General features: G+C 70.1%; 12 protein-coding genes. 8 read left to right on the top strand and 4 right to left on the bottom strand.

Annotated elements, in window-relative coordinates; translation table 11 throughout:
* Positions 1-39: 39 nt before the first annotated feature.
* The 5 genes from IT072_RS19755 (at position 40) to IT072_RS19735 (ending at position 4,513) form a co-directional block, all read left to right on the top strand.
* Positions 40-1,443, top strand: a complete 1,404-nt coding sequence (locus IT072_RS19755; protein WP_223358541.1) for an RCC1 domain-containing protein — start codon at positions 40-42, stop codon at positions 1,441-1,443.
* The gene (locus IT072_RS19750; RefSeq protein ID WP_223358540.1) at positions 1,443-3,137 is read left to right on the top strand and encodes an FG-GAP repeat protein; all 1,695 of its coding nucleotides are present in this window, start codon (positions 1,443-1,445) and stop codon (positions 3,135-3,137) included. The genes IT072_RS19755 and IT072_RS19750 overlap by 1 nt, the downstream gene beginning before the upstream one ends.
* Positions 3,137-3,553: an Ig-like domain-containing protein gene (locus IT072_RS19745; protein WP_223358539.1), complete on the top strand. Its 417-nt coding sequence runs from the start codon at positions 3,137-3,139 to the stop codon at positions 3,551-3,553. Before IT072_RS19750 ends, IT072_RS19745 begins: the two co-directional genes overlap by 1 nt.
* Positions 3,554-3,682: 129 nt before the next feature.
* Positions 3,683-4,018, top strand: coding sequence for a hypothetical protein (locus IT072_RS19740; RefSeq protein WP_223358538.1), 336 nt, complete (start codon positions 3,683-3,685; stop codon positions 4,016-4,018).
* Between the two features lie 72 nt (positions 4,019-4,090).
* Positions 4,091-4,513 carry a hypothetical protein gene (locus IT072_RS19735; RefSeq protein ID WP_223358537.1) on the top strand — a complete coding sequence of 141 codons (423 nt, stop codon included), beginning with the start codon at positions 4,091-4,093 and terminating at the stop codon, positions 4,511-4,513.
* Here IT072_RS19735 and IT072_RS19730 read toward each other — a convergent pair.
* Positions 4,446-6,890 carry an HAD-IC family P-type ATPase gene (locus tag IT072_RS19730; protein WP_223358536.1) on the bottom strand — a complete coding sequence of 815 codons (2,445 nt, stop codon included), beginning with the start codon at positions 6,888-6,890 and terminating at the stop codon, positions 4,446-4,448. The genes IT072_RS19735 and IT072_RS19730 overlap by 68 nt on opposite strands.
* Before the next feature lie 25 nt (positions 6,891-6,915).
* Positions 6,916-9,930, bottom strand: coding sequence for an alpha-mannosidase (locus IT072_RS19725; RefSeq protein ID WP_223358535.1), 3,015 nt, complete (start codon positions 9,928-9,930; stop codon positions 6,916-6,918).
* A gap of 203 nt (positions 9,931-10,133) precedes the next feature.
* On the opposite strand from IT072_RS19725, the gene IT072_RS19720 reads away from it, so the two are divergent.
* Entirely contained in the window at positions 10,134-10,451 is a 318-nt protein-coding gene (locus IT072_RS19720) for a DUF7882 family protein (RefSeq protein ID WP_223358534.1), read from the top strand.
* 23 nt (positions 10,452-10,474) lie between these two features.
* On the opposite strand, the gene IT072_RS19715 is transcribed toward IT072_RS19720, so the two are convergent.
* Complete coding sequence (locus tag IT072_RS19715) at positions 10,475-11,563, bottom strand: hypothetical protein (protein ID WP_223358533.1); 1,089 nt, start codon at positions 11,561-11,563, stop codon at positions 10,475-10,477.
* 273 nt (positions 11,564-11,836) lie between these two features.
* Here IT072_RS19715 and IT072_RS19710 point away from each other — a divergent pair, with 273 nt between their 5' ends.
* Positions 11,837-14,194 carry a M1 family metallopeptidase gene (locus IT072_RS19710; protein WP_223358532.1) on the top strand — a complete coding sequence of 786 codons (2,358 nt, stop codon included), beginning with the start codon at positions 11,837-11,839 and terminating at the stop codon, positions 14,192-14,194.
* Between the two features lie 67 nt (positions 14,195-14,261).
* On the opposite strand, the gene IT072_RS19705 is transcribed toward IT072_RS19710, so the two are convergent.
* Positions 14,262-14,693, bottom strand: a complete 432-nt coding sequence (locus IT072_RS19705) for a tautomerase family protein (RefSeq protein ID WP_223358531.1) — start codon at positions 14,691-14,693, stop codon at positions 14,262-14,264.
* A gap of 93 nt (positions 14,694-14,786) precedes the next feature.
* Here IT072_RS19705 and IT072_RS19700 point away from each other — a divergent pair, with 93 nt between their 5' ends.
* Positions 14,787-15,350 carry a TetR/AcrR family transcriptional regulator gene (locus IT072_RS19700; protein WP_223358530.1) on the top strand — a complete coding sequence of 188 codons (564 nt, stop codon included), beginning with the start codon at positions 14,787-14,789 and terminating at the stop codon, positions 15,348-15,350.
* Positions 15,351-15,357: the final 7 nt, after the last annotated feature.

The following is a 15,357-nucleotide window of genomic DNA, read 5'->3' as shown; positions in this document are numbered from 1 at the left end:
CCCCGTTCCGTCCGCCGTCGACGTCGACATCTCAGGCCCGTGCTTCTCAGTATCGGCGGCGTTGCGGCTGTCGCGACTCTGATTACTATCGGAGCAACGGGCGCCGACTTCACCGATCGCGGCCAGTTCAACTACCTGGTCACGATGGGCGCGTCCACATCGTCGCCGACCTCCACCCCGACCCAGACACCGACCTCGACGCCGACGCAGACGCCGACGACCCCTCCCGGCTCCGGCAACGGTGTGCCGACCCAGAACTTCTCGAACGTCCACTCGCTGGCGCGCGCCGGCGGAACGCTCTACGGTTGGGCCGGCGGCCAGGCCTCCGGAGTCGGCACGTACTCGGACTCGCTGCAGCAGGTCCGCGTACCCGCGGGGACCACGTTCACGGAGATCGCCCTCGGCCCGAAGCACAACCTCGCCATCGACCAGAACGGCGACATCTGGGGGTGGGGCTACGGGCAGACGGGTGCGCTCGGCTCCTACACCGACCAGCCGACCCCGGTGAAGATCGTCTCGACCGCGACGAAGTACCGCAAGGTCGCGGCCGGAGGCTACCTCAACCTCGGCACCGGACAGAACCAGACCAGCACGAGCTACGCCATCGACACCAACGGCAACCTCTGGAGCTGGGGCGCGTGGAACGGCGGGGCACAGACGAGGTTCCATGTGCTGGGCGATTCGGCCAGCGTCAACCGGAATGCGCCCAAGCAGATCACGACCGGCATCGACTTCGTGGACGTGTCCGTCGGATGGGACAAGAACATGGCCGTCGCTCGCGACGGATCCGTGTACGCCTGGGGCAGCAACCACATGGCAGGGCTCGCCCTCTCGGACACCTACTCGACCTCCGAGGTCGTCACGCCGACGCGATCGCCCTACCTCTCCAACATCGTCAAGGTGGCGATGGGGGGCCGCACCGCCTATGCGCTGGATCGCGACGGCTACGTCTGGTCCTGGGGCTCGAAGAGCGGGACCCAGTCGAACACCACGCTCGGGTTGAATCCGACCACTGCGCAACTCTGCAAGTGGTCGAACGAGTCCGAGCAGAGCACCGCGCTCTCGGCGGTCTGCAAACCGCTCCGGGTCGGACGCGCGGCCGGGCAGGCCCCTTTCACGAACATCTCGGCGGGCGAGTCGCACTTCTACGCGCTCGACGCCAACGGCGCGGTGTGGGCGTGGGGCGGCAACCGCTTCGGCAACACCGGCATCGGAACGACCAGCAATGGGACCTCGGCGCAGGACACGCTCTCGCCGACCAAGGTCGATTTCAGCGTGAAGATCGCGGCTGTGGCCGCCGAATACTTCGGCGGCGTCGCGGTGGATGTGAATGGCGGTGTCTGGGCTTGGGGCCGGACCAACATGAACACCATCAACCTGCTCGGCGACGGCCGCAGCTCGTGGTCGTCGAACGCCCAGACAACCCCCAAGAAGGTGAAGTGATGCGACGCCCCACGGCTCTCAGATCCCTCCCCGCACTGCTCATCGCAGTGGTGCTCGCCGTCCTGCCTGCCGCCGCGTCCAACGCGGCGGACGTCTACCAGGAAGTAGCGTCCTACAACTGGGATGGTCAGAGCGCGGCGCGCGTGGCGATCTCCCACGACGTCGTCGCGGTCACCCGTGCGATCAGCTCGACCGCTGGGGAAGCCGCCGTCGAGGTGATGCGCGTCGACGAGGCCGGTACGGTACTCGACTCACAGACCCTGTCGACTCCACCGGGGGCGCGCTACTTCGGGGCCTCACTCGCGCTCGACGAGTCACGCGGTCTCCTCTACGTGGGGGCCTACAAGAGCGATCAAGTGTTCGAGTACCTCCTCTCGACCGACGACGGTGACTGGCACTGGCGCGAGGGCCGGGTGTTCACCCCCGGCGACGGCACCACGAACGTCACCTTCGGAGAGTCGCTCTCACTGCGAGGCGACAGGCTCGCCATCGGAGCATACGAAGCCAAGAGCGACGACATCGGACCGTACTACTCCACGGGTGGGGTCTATGTCGCCGACCTCGCCACCGGCGCCGTACAACGTGCGGGGGTTACGGGACTCTACATCAACGGGCTTCTCGGTGACGAGGTCTTGTTGACCGATCGGTGGCTCATCTCGTCCGCTCACCAGAAGAAGACGCGAAACGCGGCCAACGTGCTGGTGCAGACAGGCGGTCTCTACGTGTGGGACCTCGACGATCTGTCCACCCCGGCGATGTTCATCGACCATCCGCTGTGGGGTGTCGACGCAGTCGAGCACCGGACCGGCTTGTTCTCCAGTGGCGGCGTGACCGGCGGCTTCGGCTACGCCCTCGCCGCCAATGACACGGACCTCTTCGTCTCCTCGCCAGGAGAGACCACCTACACGGCCGAAGACCCCAGCGACCTGCTCGGCGGGTGGAACAACTCCTCGGTCGACGCGGGTACGACGACAGTGGGTGCGATCTACCGCTTCTCGCTCTCCGACCTCCATCAGGTCGGACCCAAGATCGTGCCGCCGCCGCATGAGCGGGCCGGCGGGTTCAACATGGCCGTCGAGAGGAACGCACTGCTCATGTCGAGCGTCACCCGCCTCGACGGCGAGGTCGGCGAGATCCAGGTGTACGACATCGGGGACCTGGCGACGACGAGCGTTCCGGGTGACCTGATGCGACAGCAACCTGAGCCGGTGCAGGTTCTGCGAGGCACGGGCGCGCGGCCGGGCGACTGGTTCGGCGGATCCCTCAATGGCGGAGGTCTTCGAGTCGACGGAGGGCGCGCGATCGTCGCCAGCGTGGGGCAGACCATCTGGGGACGCACCGGACAGGCCTACCTCTTCTCCCCGATCATCCCGAACGTCACCGAGTGGCCGATGACCGTCGACGCCCCGTCGATCGTGTACGGGCAGGAGGGGCGCATCGCGGCGGGCGTGCCGGGGCTGGGCGTGCCGGTGACCGTCCAACTCAAGCTGAACGGGGAGCAGCACGAGGCCGGGACGGACGCGTCCGGAACGGCGATCTTCGACTTCGGGCCGGCGGAGCATCCTGCCGGAACGTATCCGGCGGAGGTGTCGTTCGTCGCTCCGGGCGGCCGTGACACGGGAACAGCGGCGACCGACTACGTGGTCGCCAAGGCCCCGACGACCGTGGTGGACACGAATGTGGAGGTGCGCTGATGATCGCGACGACGCTCACCCGACTCGGGGTGCTGGGACGGTCGGCCGTCGGTCTGCTGATGACGGCGGCTGTCGTGTGCGGGATGCTGCTCGCTGGCGGGTTCGGTCCGGCACAGACGACGGCCGGGTACAACGACAGCGCCTACCTGAACCTCTCGATGAAGGTCATCGATCAGCGCACGGCCGTCATCACCGGCCGGATCGAGGCGCAGTACGGCACCACCCCGACGGGGACGGTGACGCTCGTGCGCGGCACCGACACGGTGGGGACGGCGACGCTCGACGGCGGTGCGTACCGGTTCGAGCTCGCGGTGCCGATGACCTGGTCGGGCGACGTACAGCTCGATGTCGTCTACGGCGGCGATGCGAACCACGAGCCGAGCCGGGACACGATCACCGTGCGGCTGGGCGCCTGATTCCGCCGCCGCAGCGCGGGCAGCGGCGGCGGAGACGGAGGCGCGTCGGACCCCCGGCGCGCCTCCCGACATTCTCGGAGCATGACGCGGTAAGATGTCAGATTCGTTTCGAGAATCACGGAGGTTGCCATGAAGACGTTCGTTCGTCGTGTCGGCAAGCTGAGCGCGGACGAGATCGCCCGCCTCGTCGAACTGCAGCTCGCCGCCCAGCGCGGAGGCCGCGCCACCCTGGAGAAGGCCGCGCGCGTCAAGGTCTCGCGCCTCGACGCCGAGCGCGACCTCGTCGCAGAGATCGACAGCGCCTTCCTCGAATCCGCCCGGTCGGTCGGCTACGTCGGTGCACGTCAGGCGGCACAGTCCGCCGTGCGCTGGGCGGGATTGGGGGAGGCCTACAAGGATCAGCTGGAACCCGACGAGGTCGAAGCTCTGCAGGCGGTCTGGACCGCGGCGATCGCGAAGCGCTGACACGCATCGCCCCACCGCAGCAGTCCAGGCCCGCACCCAGCGGGCCTTTTTCGTACCCCGTATGATCCGAGCATGACGCGAGCGCGAGCGGCGAGGCCCCCGGCGGAGCTGGTGGTCGCGATCGTCCTGTCGTACGTGGTCGGGATCGGGCAGATCCTGGTCGGGATCGCGCTCGTCTTCGTGCGCTATCTGCCCGATCTCGACGGCACGGACCGTTTCGTCGTGACATTGATCGGTGCACTGACGATGCTTCTCGGGCTGCTCGTCGTGTCGTTGGCCTCCGGCCTCGGGCGGGCGCGCCGGGATGCGCGCGTCCTGCTCACCGCGCTGATGGGCGTCTCCGCGGCGCTCGGCGTCTACGTGCTGGTCACCGCGGGCGACGACGTGTGGTTCCGCGGCATCGACGTGGCGATCACGGGCGCCGTCATCATTGTGCTGTGGACGGGGCGAGTGGCGCGGTTCTTCTCACGAAGCGACGGTGCGCGAACCGGATGATCTCGATGGCGCCGATGGTCGCCGCCGACACCACTAGCACAAGGACCGCCGTCACGAACGACGGGTCGGCGAACTGCAGGAAGTCGTAGATTATCGGCACGGAGTAGACCAGCACCAGGCCGACCATCATCGCGCCGATGATCAGGATCTTCCAGCCGTCGATGGGGCGGGAGAGCACGGTCAGCACCCACAGCCCGACGATCGTGAGGATGAGCGTCGAACCGGTGCGGAGCTCCTGCTCCGGGATGCCCGCGGAGGTCGCCGCCCACGCGTACAGCCAGAGCGCCGCCGCGATCACGAGACCGGCAGGAACGGCGAAGCTCAGCGAGCGTCGCAGGAACCCCGGGCGGTAGCGCCTCGCGTTCGGCATGAGCGCGAGGAAGAACGCGGGCAGTCCGATGGTGAGGCCGTCGATGACGGACAGCTGGCGCGGGAGGAAGGGGAACTGCATCAGCGTCGCCCCGAACAGTACCGCCAGCGCGGTCGCGTACGCGGTCTTGGTCAGGAACAGCATCGAGACGCGCTCGATGTTGGCGATGACCTGCCGCCCCTCCGCCACCACCGACGGGAGGTGCGAGAACCTGCCGTCGAGCAGCACCAGCCGGGCGACGGCCTTGGTCGCGGGGGAGCCGGTCTCCATCGCGATGCCGATGTCGGCCTCTTTGATCGCGAGCGCGTCGTTGACTCCGTCACCGGTCATCGCGACGGTGCGACCGGAGGCCTTCAGCGCGAGCACGATGCGCTTCTTCTGCGTGGGGGTGACGCGTCCGAAGACGGTGTGCGCCTCCAGCACGCTCGCGAGCTCGGCGTCGTCCGCCGGCAGCTCGCGCGCGTCGAAGCCGTCGGGTGCGTCGAGGCCGACCTCGCGGGCGATGGCGGCCACCGTCTGCGGGTTGTCGCCCGAGATGACGCGCACGGCGACATCCTGCTCGGCGAAGTAGCGGAGCGTCTGCGCGGCGTCGTCGCGCACCTTCTCGCGGAACGTCAGCAGGGTGACGGGCTCGAGCGCGGCCGGCAGCCGCTCGGCGGCGACATCGTCGGGCGCGAGCACGGCCGGGGAGTGGGCGAGCACGAGGGTGCGGCGTCCGGTGCTGGCGAGCTGCACCGCCCGCGCCCGCAGACGGCCGCCCGCATCGCCTCCCCCGCCCGCCGGGAACACCATCTCCGGTCCGCCGAGCACCCACGTGCCTTCCGCTTCCCCGCCCGCCGGGAAGGCGACCGCACTCCATTTGCGGGCGGAGGAGAACGGGATGCGTCCGCTGGGCGGCGCGGCGACAGGCCGTGCGTATGCGGCGGCGAGGCAGCGCGCCGTCGCGTTCGCATCCGGGTCGGCGCCGTTCCAGGCGAGCACGGCCTCCCAGTCGGCGGGCGGCGCGGCCGTCGGATCGTCGGCGAGGGGATGCGCGCCGTCGAACACGATCTCTCCCTCGGTGAGCGTGCCGGTTTTGTCGAGGCAGATCGTGTCGACGCGTGCGAGTCCCTCGACCGCGGGGAGCTCCTGCACGAGCACCTGCTGACGGGCGAGCTTCACGGCGCCGACGGCGAATGCGATGCTCGTCATCAGCACGAGGCCGAGCGGGATCATCGCGACGACCGCAGCGATCGTGTTGACGGCGGCCTGCTGCCAGCGCCCGTCGGCGACCGCGTGCGCCCACCCGCCGAGCGCGATCATCTGGGCGTTCAGGACCAGGAGGGCGATCGGGCCGACGATCCAGGCGATCCAGCGCAGCACGCGGTCGATGGAGGAGCGCAGCTCACTGGCCACGAGGGAGAACCTCTTCGCCTCGCTCGCGAGCCGGTTCGCGAACGAGTCGGCCCCGACCGCTGCGATGGTCACCACCCCCTCGCCGCCCACGACGATCGACCCCGAGAGCACGCGGTCACCGGGTGCCTTGTCCACCGCATCCGACTCGCCCGTCAGCATCGACTCGTCGAGCTGGAGGCGTGACGACGCGGTCACGACACCGTCGGCGGGCACCTGGTCCCCGGCGCGCAGCAGCAGGACGTCGTCGAGCACGACCTCGGCGACGGGGATCTCGCGCACTTCGCCGGCTCGCCGCACCCGGGCCGCGGGGGCGTGCATCAATGCGAGCTTGTCCAGCGCCGCCTTGGCCCGGAACTCCTGCACCGATCCGATGATCGTGTTGGCCAGCGCGCTGATTCCGAACAGCGCGTCCTTCCAGTGACCGAGCACCAGCAGCACCAGGAAGCACGCGGCGATGATCGCATTGAACAGCGTGAAGACGTTCGCCCGGACGATGCTCCACGCGCACCGGCTCGACGCGGCGTCGTAGGCGTTGGTCTGCCCGCGTTCGACGCGGTCGCGCACCTCCGCCTCCGTCAGCCCAGCGGACTCCGCGACCGCCTGCTCGACCATGCGTCCCTCCGCTCCCGCGTCTGTGTCAGCGTACGACAGGCGCGAAGCGCAGCGTCCGCACCTCGAACGGCGAGAGCGCGAGGTCGAACGACCCGTCGACGGCGGTCTCCAAGCCGGCGAGGGGCTCCTCGAGCAGCGTCGCGGTGTGCGCGCCGGTCACCGCCGCATCCACCCGGAGCCGTGCCGTGGCGCGCTGCCCGGCCGGCTCGTACAGGCGGACCACGAGGTCGCCGCTCCCGTCGTCCGCCAGCTTCACCGCGGAGAGCACGGCGCCGCCCTCCACCGTCACGAGCGGAGCCACCTCCCGGCCGCCGGTGAGGGGACGCGCGTCCTGGTTGAGCAGGATGCCCGCGTCGGTCGCGCTCGCCAGGGTCGCTCCGATCAGGAGGCCGTACCGGTGCGTCTGGACGCCCTGATCCGTCTCGGGGTCCGGGAAGCGCGGGGCGCGCAGCAGCGAGAGGCGCAGCGTCGTGACCACGTCGCCGTCGGTCACCGCGCGTTCCGTGTCGTAGCCGTAGACCGAGTCGTTGACGAGGGCGACGCCGAAACCGGGCTCCTCGACGAGCACGAAGCGGTGCATCGACGTCTCGAACTTCGCGGCCTCCCACGACGTGTTCGTGTGCGTCACCCGCTTCTGCGCCCCGAACTGCGTCTCGGCGATGGTGTGCTCGGCACGGACATCGAGCGGGAAGGCGACCTTGAGGAACTTCTCCGTCTCGTGCCAGTCGGTCGACTGGGCGATCTCGAGCGTCCGCGAGGCCGGCGCGAGCGACAGCGTCTGCTCGACCGTCGACGCGGAGAACGACCTCCGGACGACGACGCGGGCGACGCCGTCGCTGCCGACCTCCGCGTCGATCGCGTCGACGGAGCGGATGTCCTCGACACGGTTGCGGTAGAAGCGGTCCACATCCCACGCGTCCCACATGTTCGGGAAGTCCTGGTGCAGTTGCAGGAGGTTCGCCTCGTGTCCGGGCGCGACCGCGTCGCGGCCTGTGGCGAGGTCGACGGCGGAGGTGACGAGCCCCTCCCGGGACACGGCGACGCGCACGAGCGCGTTCTCCAGCACGAAGCCCTCCGCGGTCTCGGCGAGGCGCACGGCGGGGTCGCCGTCGCCCGATGAGGCGATCCCGTACGGCGCGACCGTTCCGAGCGCGGCCGACGCCGGGTTGGCCACGAGCGGCATGTCGCCCTCGCCGACGAGGGCGCTCAGAGCGGTTCGGATGAGACCCTGCAGCTCGGACACGACCTGCGCGTAGGTGGCGGCGGCCTCCCGGTGCACCCAGGCGATGGAGGTGCCGGGCAGGATGTCGTGGAACTGCAGCAGCAGCACCTGCCGCCACAGCGCGTCCAGCCGTTCGTAGGGGTACGGCTCGCCCGTTCGGAGAGCGGCGGCCGAGCACCACACCTCGGCCTCGACGAGCAGGTGCTCGGCGCGGCGGTTCCCCTGCTTGGTGCGGTGCTGCGACGTGAGCGTCGCGCGGTGCAGCTCGAGGTAGAGCTCGCCGACCCACACCGGGGGAGCGGGAAGTTCGGCGCGCGCACGGTCGAAGAAGGCGTCGGGGTGCTCCCAGCGCACGCGGGCGCTGCCCTCGAGGTCGGCCAGACGCGCGGCCTTGCCGACCATCTCGCGGGTGGTCCCGCCCCCGCCGTCGCCCCAGCCGACCGGGGCGATCGACCCCGTCGCGCGGCGGTTCTCGCGGAACTGCCGCGACGCCTTCGCGACCTCCTCGCCGGCGAGCCGCGAGTTGTAGGTGTCCATCGGCGGGAAGTGCGAGAACACCTGGGAACCGTCGATCCCCTCCCAGAGGAAGGTGTGGTGCGGGAACGTGTTGACCTGGTTCCACGAGATCTTCTGGGTGAAGAACCACTCGAACCCGGCCCGGCGCATCAGCTGGGGAAGGGCGGGCGAGTAGCCGAAGCTGTCCGGCAGCCACACGCCCTTCGGGGCGATCCCGAACTCCTCGCGGAAGAACCGCTGCCCCTGGGTGAACTGCCGCACCAGGGCCTCCCCGGTCGGCATCACCGTGTCGGACTCCACCCACATGCCGCCCAGCGGGAGGAAACGCCCGGCGGCGACCGCGGCCACGATGCGCGTCCACACCTCGGGCCGGTGCTCCTTCACCCACGCGTACTGCTGCGCGCTCGACATCCCGTAGAGGAAGTCGTCGGTCTGGTCGATCAGGTCCGTCATGGACGACGTGGTCCGTGCCACCTTGCGCACGGTCTCGCGGACCGGCCAGAGCCAGGCCGAGTCGATGTGGGCGTGGCCGATGGCGGAGATCCGGTGGGCGGACGCGTCGGCCGGCGCGGAGAGCGCGGGGACGAGCGCCGCACGTGCTGCGGCAGCCGTCTCGGGAATGCGCTGCAGATCGAGCGTGTCGAGCGCGTCGTCGAGCGCCTGCAGGATGCGCATGCGGCGCGGCCCCTCCGGCAGCTCGGCCTGCAGCTCCAGCAGCACCTCGACATCCAGCGCCAGCTCGTGCACCTCCGACTCGAAGACGGCCACGTCGATGCGCCGGGTCGTGTAAAGCGGAGCGCGCGACGAGGTCAGGATGTCGCCCTCCCGCGTCGGCAGGAACGGGTGGTAGTCGAGCAGCACCGGGTTGGCCGCCGCCTCCACGTACAGCTCGACGGTCTCGCCGCCCACGGCCTCCTCCGCGATGAGGATCCACTGGTTGCGGGGGTTGAGTGACTTCACCGGGGAGCCGTCGGCGCGGTAGACGAGACCCTCGCACTGGAACCCCGGCATGTTCGCGTCGAAGCCGAGGTCGGCCACCACCTCCACACGACGGCCCGCCCACTCCGCGGGCACCGTGCCGGTCAGCCGGAACCAGGTCGTGCCCCAGGCCGGCCCCCACGGGGTCCCGAGCGCATACGGCGCGTAGTCCAGGGCCAGGCCCTCGGCCGGCGGGATGGGCTCACCGGGCAGCGCGTTCCAGGCGACCTCGAGCGGCACGGAGACGCCGTGCACGGCGGGGAGGATGCGCTCGTCGAGCACGCGGCGGGCGCGGCCCGTGGTGAGGGGGATGTCGTCGTGCATGGGTGCCTTCGGCTTCGGAGAACGTGCCCTGCGGGTCCTTCGGGCCGACCCTCCTGCCGAGGCTATCCGCCCGACGCGTGAGCGATCAAGGGCCGCCGCGCGCGAGGCGTCTCGTCCGTTCGCAAACCACGAAGACCCCCCGCAGTCAATCCCCCTGACAAACGCACCTGAGCGTGGCATCTGTGAGGCACACTATGAACATCATGGGAAAACTCCTCTACGGCTCAGGTCAGGAATACGACCTGGACGATCGCGTGCTGAGTCACGTCAAGCTCGCGATCGTGGCCAAGCTGCGCCGGCACGAGAGCTTCCTCCTCAACTGGGACGTGCCGGTCGAGCAGGGCTCCGGCCGGGTCTCCCTCTGGATCAGCCGCGAGGTGCCGCTGGCCTTCCACTTCAGCGGCAGCCGCCCTCCGGCGATCAACACCCAGTGGCTGGAGGCCCTCATGCACACCTCGCAGCGCACCGGCGGCATGGTCGTCATGGCCGAGGACGAGATCGGGCAGCACCTGCCGGGCTGAGCGTGCCCGACCCCTGACCTCCTCTACCGGAACATCATCTTCTCGTAGAGGGTGCGGCCCGTGACGTGGTCCGTGAGGTCGTCGAGGGCGATGTCGAGCTCGAGGTCGGCGTTGAAGTCGTAGTACGTCGGGTGCTCGCCGGCGTGGAGCGCCTTCGAGAGGCCGTGGCGCGGCGTGCGCATGTCGAGCGACTCGATGAGGGTGGGGTTCGTCGCGGTCATCGTGATGGTGCCGCGCTCGGACGACCAGGTCCATTCCATGCGGGTGGGGTAGGTCTGGTGGCCCGGGCCGTCGACGTCGGCGCTCGTGGTGAGGCGCAGCGGGAGCAGGTCGTCCGTGATGATGCGGTCGGCCGTCGCGAGGTAGAAGGTGGGGATGTTGATCTCGCCGAAGCCGAAGAGGCCCTTTGTGGTCATCCGCACGTAGACGACGGTGTAGTCGCCGACGTGCGCGCGACCCCAATACCAGTGGTCGAGGAACGAGCCCATCAGCTGGTTGCCCCAGTTGTGGTCGTGGTATGCGCTGCCGGTGAGGGAGGCTGTCGTGCCGTTCTGCGCGATCGTCGCCGAGACTGTCCCGTACGGCACCGGCACGACCCAGGCGAGGAAGTGCGTGCGTGCGGCGTCGAAGTAGCTGATGCCGGCGCCGGGGCGCCACGACGGCGCCGCACGGTCGATGGTGACGTCGGCGGTGATCCCGTCGGCTTCGATGTGGATCTCGTAACGGTCCAGGTCGCCCGTCACGGTGTTGGGGCCGATGCGCACGTCGCAGCGGTCGGCGGCGGCGCTGAACTCGGTCGCGTCGAAGTGCGGCTCCAGGTGCAGACGCGTGCCATCGGCGAGCTGGCGGATGATGAGCACGGTCGGGGTGAGCGGGCCGGACGGGTCGGTGTGCGGCTTGTTCGAGAACGTGACGACCAGGGTCGACCCGTCGTCGAACTGGCAGTCGAAGTACCACCACTCGAAGGTGCTGTCGGCGGTCCCGGCCGCACGGTACCCGTCCTCCCACACCTCGATGGTCGGCGTCAGGCCGAGAGCGGTCATGCCCTCCACCTGGCCGGCGGCCATCTTCTCGCGGACCTCAGCGGTGTCGGGGATGTCGTGAGCGGTCATGCAGCCAGGGTCGTGGATGGGGCGGCGCGCGGACAAGGACCGCAAGAGGGGGTCGCGGGAGCCGCGAGGCGCGCTCCCTGAGAGAAGACTCATGTTCGTAACAAACGTCCGATACGGTGCTCCTCACCGAATGTTCACGCTCGCATGCAACGACCGTGCGTGAACGCGAGACTTCTCGCAAAGAACCCCCGCCACAAGCGCTCAGCACCTCCCTGCCCCACCCGTGCGGTCGCCCGACCGCGCGCTCGGACGACGCATCCCCTGGAGGACCCGTTGGAACCCCGGAACACCCCCACGCGACGGAGGCTGGCGCGCTCGCTGGCCGCCGTCTCCGCGGCCGCGCTGATCGGCGCGACCCAGATCCCTCTCGCCACCGCGGCCTCGGCCGCCGACGGAACGCCGGGCGCGACCGCCATCGGCGACTCGCTCTTCCGCGGCATCGGCAACGGCGGCTACGACGTCACGCACTACGACGTCTCCCTCGCCTTCAATCCCGACAAGTCGATCACGGCGACGACCGTCATCAGCGCGACGGCCACGCAGGCGCTCTCCTCGTTCTCCCTCGACTTCGAGGGCCTGACGGTGTCGTCCGTGCTGGTGAACGGCACGCCCGCCGCCTTCACGCGCACCAGCGACCCGAGCATCAGCTCCTACAAGCTCGTCATCACGCCGACCTCGACCCTCACCGGCGCCTTCACGGTGGCGGTGGCGTACGCGGGCACCCCGGTCACCCACGTGGACCCGGACGACTCGAGCGAGGGATGGGTCGCCACATCGGACGGGGCCACCGCGCTCGGCCAGCCGGTCGGGAACATGACGTGGCTCCCGAGCAACAACACGCCCGCCGACAAGGCCACCTACGACATCACGATCGACGCGCCCACGACGATCGACGGCGTCTCGGCCGCGGCCGTCAGCAACGGCGAGCTGGTCTCCAAGACCCCGAGCAGCGACGGCACCCGCACCTCCTGGCACTGGCGGCAGAGCCGGCCGATGGCCACGGAGCTCGCGATGATCACCATCGGCAAGTACCTGGTCTACGAGTCGGACATCGCCCTCGCGGTCAGCGGCCGCACGATCCACGAGTGGACGTTCGTCGATCCGGCCGTCAGCACCGCGAACCAGGCGACCATCCAGACCCGCCGAGCGGCGCTGCCCGAGATCCTCAACTACCTCGAGTCGAAGTACGGCGCCTACCCCGGCGGCAGCACCGGCTTCGTCGTCGACATCACGAGCCTCGGATATGCGCTCGAGACCCAGGACCGCCCGTACTTCGAGCGGTCGGTCTCCGCGAACACCTTCATCCACGAGCTCGCGCACCAGTGGTTCGGCGACTCGGTGACGCCGGCCGACTGGAACAGCATCTGGCTCAACGAGGGTCCCGCCACCTTCATCCCGACCCAGTACAACCAGGACCACGGCAGCGCGACGACCACCGCCTCCACCCTCTTCGGCACCTGGAACTCGACGGCCGCGAGCAGCGCCCGCTGGACCATCCCGCCGGCGGCGATGACGGACCCGGCCGATCTGTTCGACTGGCAGGTGTACACGCGCGGTGCGATGACGCTGGAGGCGCTCCGGCAGTCCGTCGGCCAGGCCGCCTTCGACGGCATCATGAAGACGTGGGTGCAGCGGTACGCCGGACAGAGCAAGACGACGGAGGACTTCATCGCCCTCGCCCAGGAGCTCTCGGGACGCGACCTGACCGCGTTCTTCCAGGACTGGGTGTACGACGCCGACAAGCCGGCGTGGCCGTCCGTCTGGACCCTCGGGCTCGCGTCCGACCCTGCCGACGGGCAGGTCGCCCCCGGCCAGACGCTGACGTACACGCTCACGGCGGCCAACACAGGGCAGATCGCGCTGAGCGGCGCGACGGCATCCGTCGACCTCGCCGACCTGCTGGACGACGCCGCGATCGACCCCGCGACGCTGCCCGCCGAGCTCGCCCTGAACGGCACGACGCTCACCTGGAGCGTGCCGGACACGGCGACGGGGGCCACGGCTTCCATCGCGTTCGAGGCCGTCGTCTCCGCGACCTCCTCGGGCGGCACGCTCGCCGTCACCGCGTCCGCCGGTGCGCTGGGCGCCAGTTGCGCGACCTGCGCCTCCACACTGAGCACTCCGGTGATCCCGGAGCCGGACCCGATCGAGGAAGGCGACCTGACGGACGCCACCCGCGGGCCGGTGCGCGTTCCCGACACGGCGGTGCCGGGAAGCACGGTGAATGTCACGATCATCGGCGGTGCGAACGAGGGCGAGACCGTCACTCCGGTGCTCTTCTCGGCCCCGCGGGCGCTTGCGAACGCCGTCGTCGAGGGTGGCGCCTTCTCCGTCACCATTCCGGCGGATGCGCCCCTCGGCGCTCACAAGCTGGCAGTGGTCGACGCGCAGGGCGCGCTGATCGGCTGGGACGACCTGACACTCGTCGCGGCGGCCGGCTCCGACGACCCGGGGTCGCCCTCGACCGGGACGGCGGGCGGCGATGCTCTCGCCAGCACCGGGTCGTCCGTGGCGCTCCCGCTCGGCATCGCCGGCGCGGTGCTGCTCGCCGGGGTCGCGGCCCTTCTCGTCGCCGCCTGGCGCCGCCGCGTGTCCGCCCGGATCGTGGTCGAGGGCTCTGAGCAGGAGTAGCCCTCGATCGCAGCAGACGCGCCGTCCGGTCACCCGACCGGGCGGCGCGTTCGTGCGTGCTGGGCGGTCAGGCGTCCGCCGCTGCGGCCGCCGCCCGGGCGAGAGCCGCGAACTCCTCGGCTCCGAACGCCGTTCCCTGGATGCCCCAGCCGCCCTCCGCGGCTTCGGTGAGGATGACCCAGGTGCGCACGTCCGCGCCTGCTGCGGCCTGGACGATCTCGGTCGCCTCCCGGGTGATGGTTCGCTGTCCCTCCCGGTCGAGCGAGGCGGGAGGCGTCACGATCTGCACCCGGACGACCGGTGCCGCCGGTGTGGCCGCCGTTCCGATCGCCGGCTCAGGGAGTCGGTGGATGAACGCCGCCGTGTTGTCGAGGTGGAACGGACCCGGCTGTGCGACGCCCTCGGCGCGGAGCACGGCGTGGGTGAGCGCGTCGACCAGGTTTTCGTCCGCGTCGGCGGGGAACAGCGACGCGGGTGCGTAGACGTCGATCATGGGCATGATGGGGCTCCTGTCAAAACTATGATGGTGTGCATAGACGGTAGATTATGACGGGCGTCATAGTCAAGACCCGCCGTCGGAGGGAGCTCGCCCGTGACCGCAGACGTCCGCTCGCGCATGGTCGACGGAGCCATCCGCCTGCTCGCGACCCGCGGGCTCGCGGGAACCTCGTTCTCGGAGGTGCTGGAGGCCACGGGAGCGCCGCGCGGCTCGATCTACCATCACTTCCCCGGAGGCAAGGACGAACTCATCGGCGCGGCCGTCGACCGCTCCGCCCAGAACGCGGTCGCCCTGCTGGATCAGCGTGCGGGCGAACCCGCGGACCGCGTCGCCGAGCTGTTCCTCGACGCCTGGCGACTGCTCCTCACCCGCTCGGGCTTCGAGGCGGGCTGTGCGCTCGTGGCCGTGACCGTCGATGCGGACACGGAAGCTCTGCGGGAACGCGCCGCGGAGGCCTTCTCCGTGTGGCGCGCGCATCTGGCCGCCCTGCTCGCGCGCGGCGGCTTGCGGGAGGACTCCGCCCGGCGCACGGCGACGCTCCTGCTCGCCGCAGCGGAGGGTGGTGTCATCCTCAGCCGGGCGGCCCGAGAGCTCGAACCCTTCGACACCGTCGCGGCCGCATTGCTCGTCCAGGTGCGGGCCGAGCTGACCCCCTGACGATCGC

It is taken from the genome of Leifsonia sp. ZF2019 (assembly GCF_019924635.1).
Classification (GTDB): domain Bacteria; phylum Actinomycetota; class Actinomycetes; order Actinomycetales; family Microbacteriaceae; genus Leifsonia.
This window is presented reverse-complemented; position numbering and strand designations above follow the sequence as displayed.

Bases quoted from the DNA above. Each gene is read 5' to 3' on its own strand.
- IT072_RS19750 (WP_223358540.1), top strand. From the start codon at position 1,443: ATGCGACGCCCCACGGCTCTCAGATCCCTCCCCGCACTGCTCATCGCA.
- IT072_RS19745 (WP_223358539.1), top strand. From the start codon at position 3,137: ATGATCGCGACGACGCTCACCCGACTCGGGGTGCTGGGACGGTCGGCC.
- IT072_RS19740 (WP_223358538.1), top strand. From the start codon at position 3,683: ATGAAGACGTTCGTTCGTCGTGTCGGCAAGCTGAGCGCGGACGAGATC.
- IT072_RS19735 (WP_223358537.1), top strand. From the start codon at position 4,091: ATGACGCGAGCGCGAGCGGCGAGGCCCCCGGCGGAGCTGGTGGTCGCG.
- IT072_RS19730 (WP_223358536.1), bottom strand. From the start codon at position 6,890: ATGGTCGAGCAGGCGGTCGCGGAGTCCGCTGGGCTGACGGAGGCGGAG.
- IT072_RS19725 (WP_223358535.1), bottom strand. From the start codon at position 9,930: ATGCACGACGACATCCCCCTCACCACGGGCCGCGCCCGCCGCGTGCTC.
- IT072_RS19720 (WP_223358534.1), top strand. From the start codon at position 10,134: ATGGGAAAACTCCTCTACGGCTCAGGTCAGGAATACGACCTGGACGAT.
- IT072_RS19715 (WP_223358533.1), bottom strand. From the start codon at position 11,563: ATGACCGCTCACGACATCCCCGACACCGCTGAGGTCCGCGAGAAGATG.
- IT072_RS19705 (WP_223358531.1), bottom strand. From the start codon at position 14,693: ATGCCCATGATCGACGTCTACGCACCCGCGTCGCTGTTCCCCGCCGAC.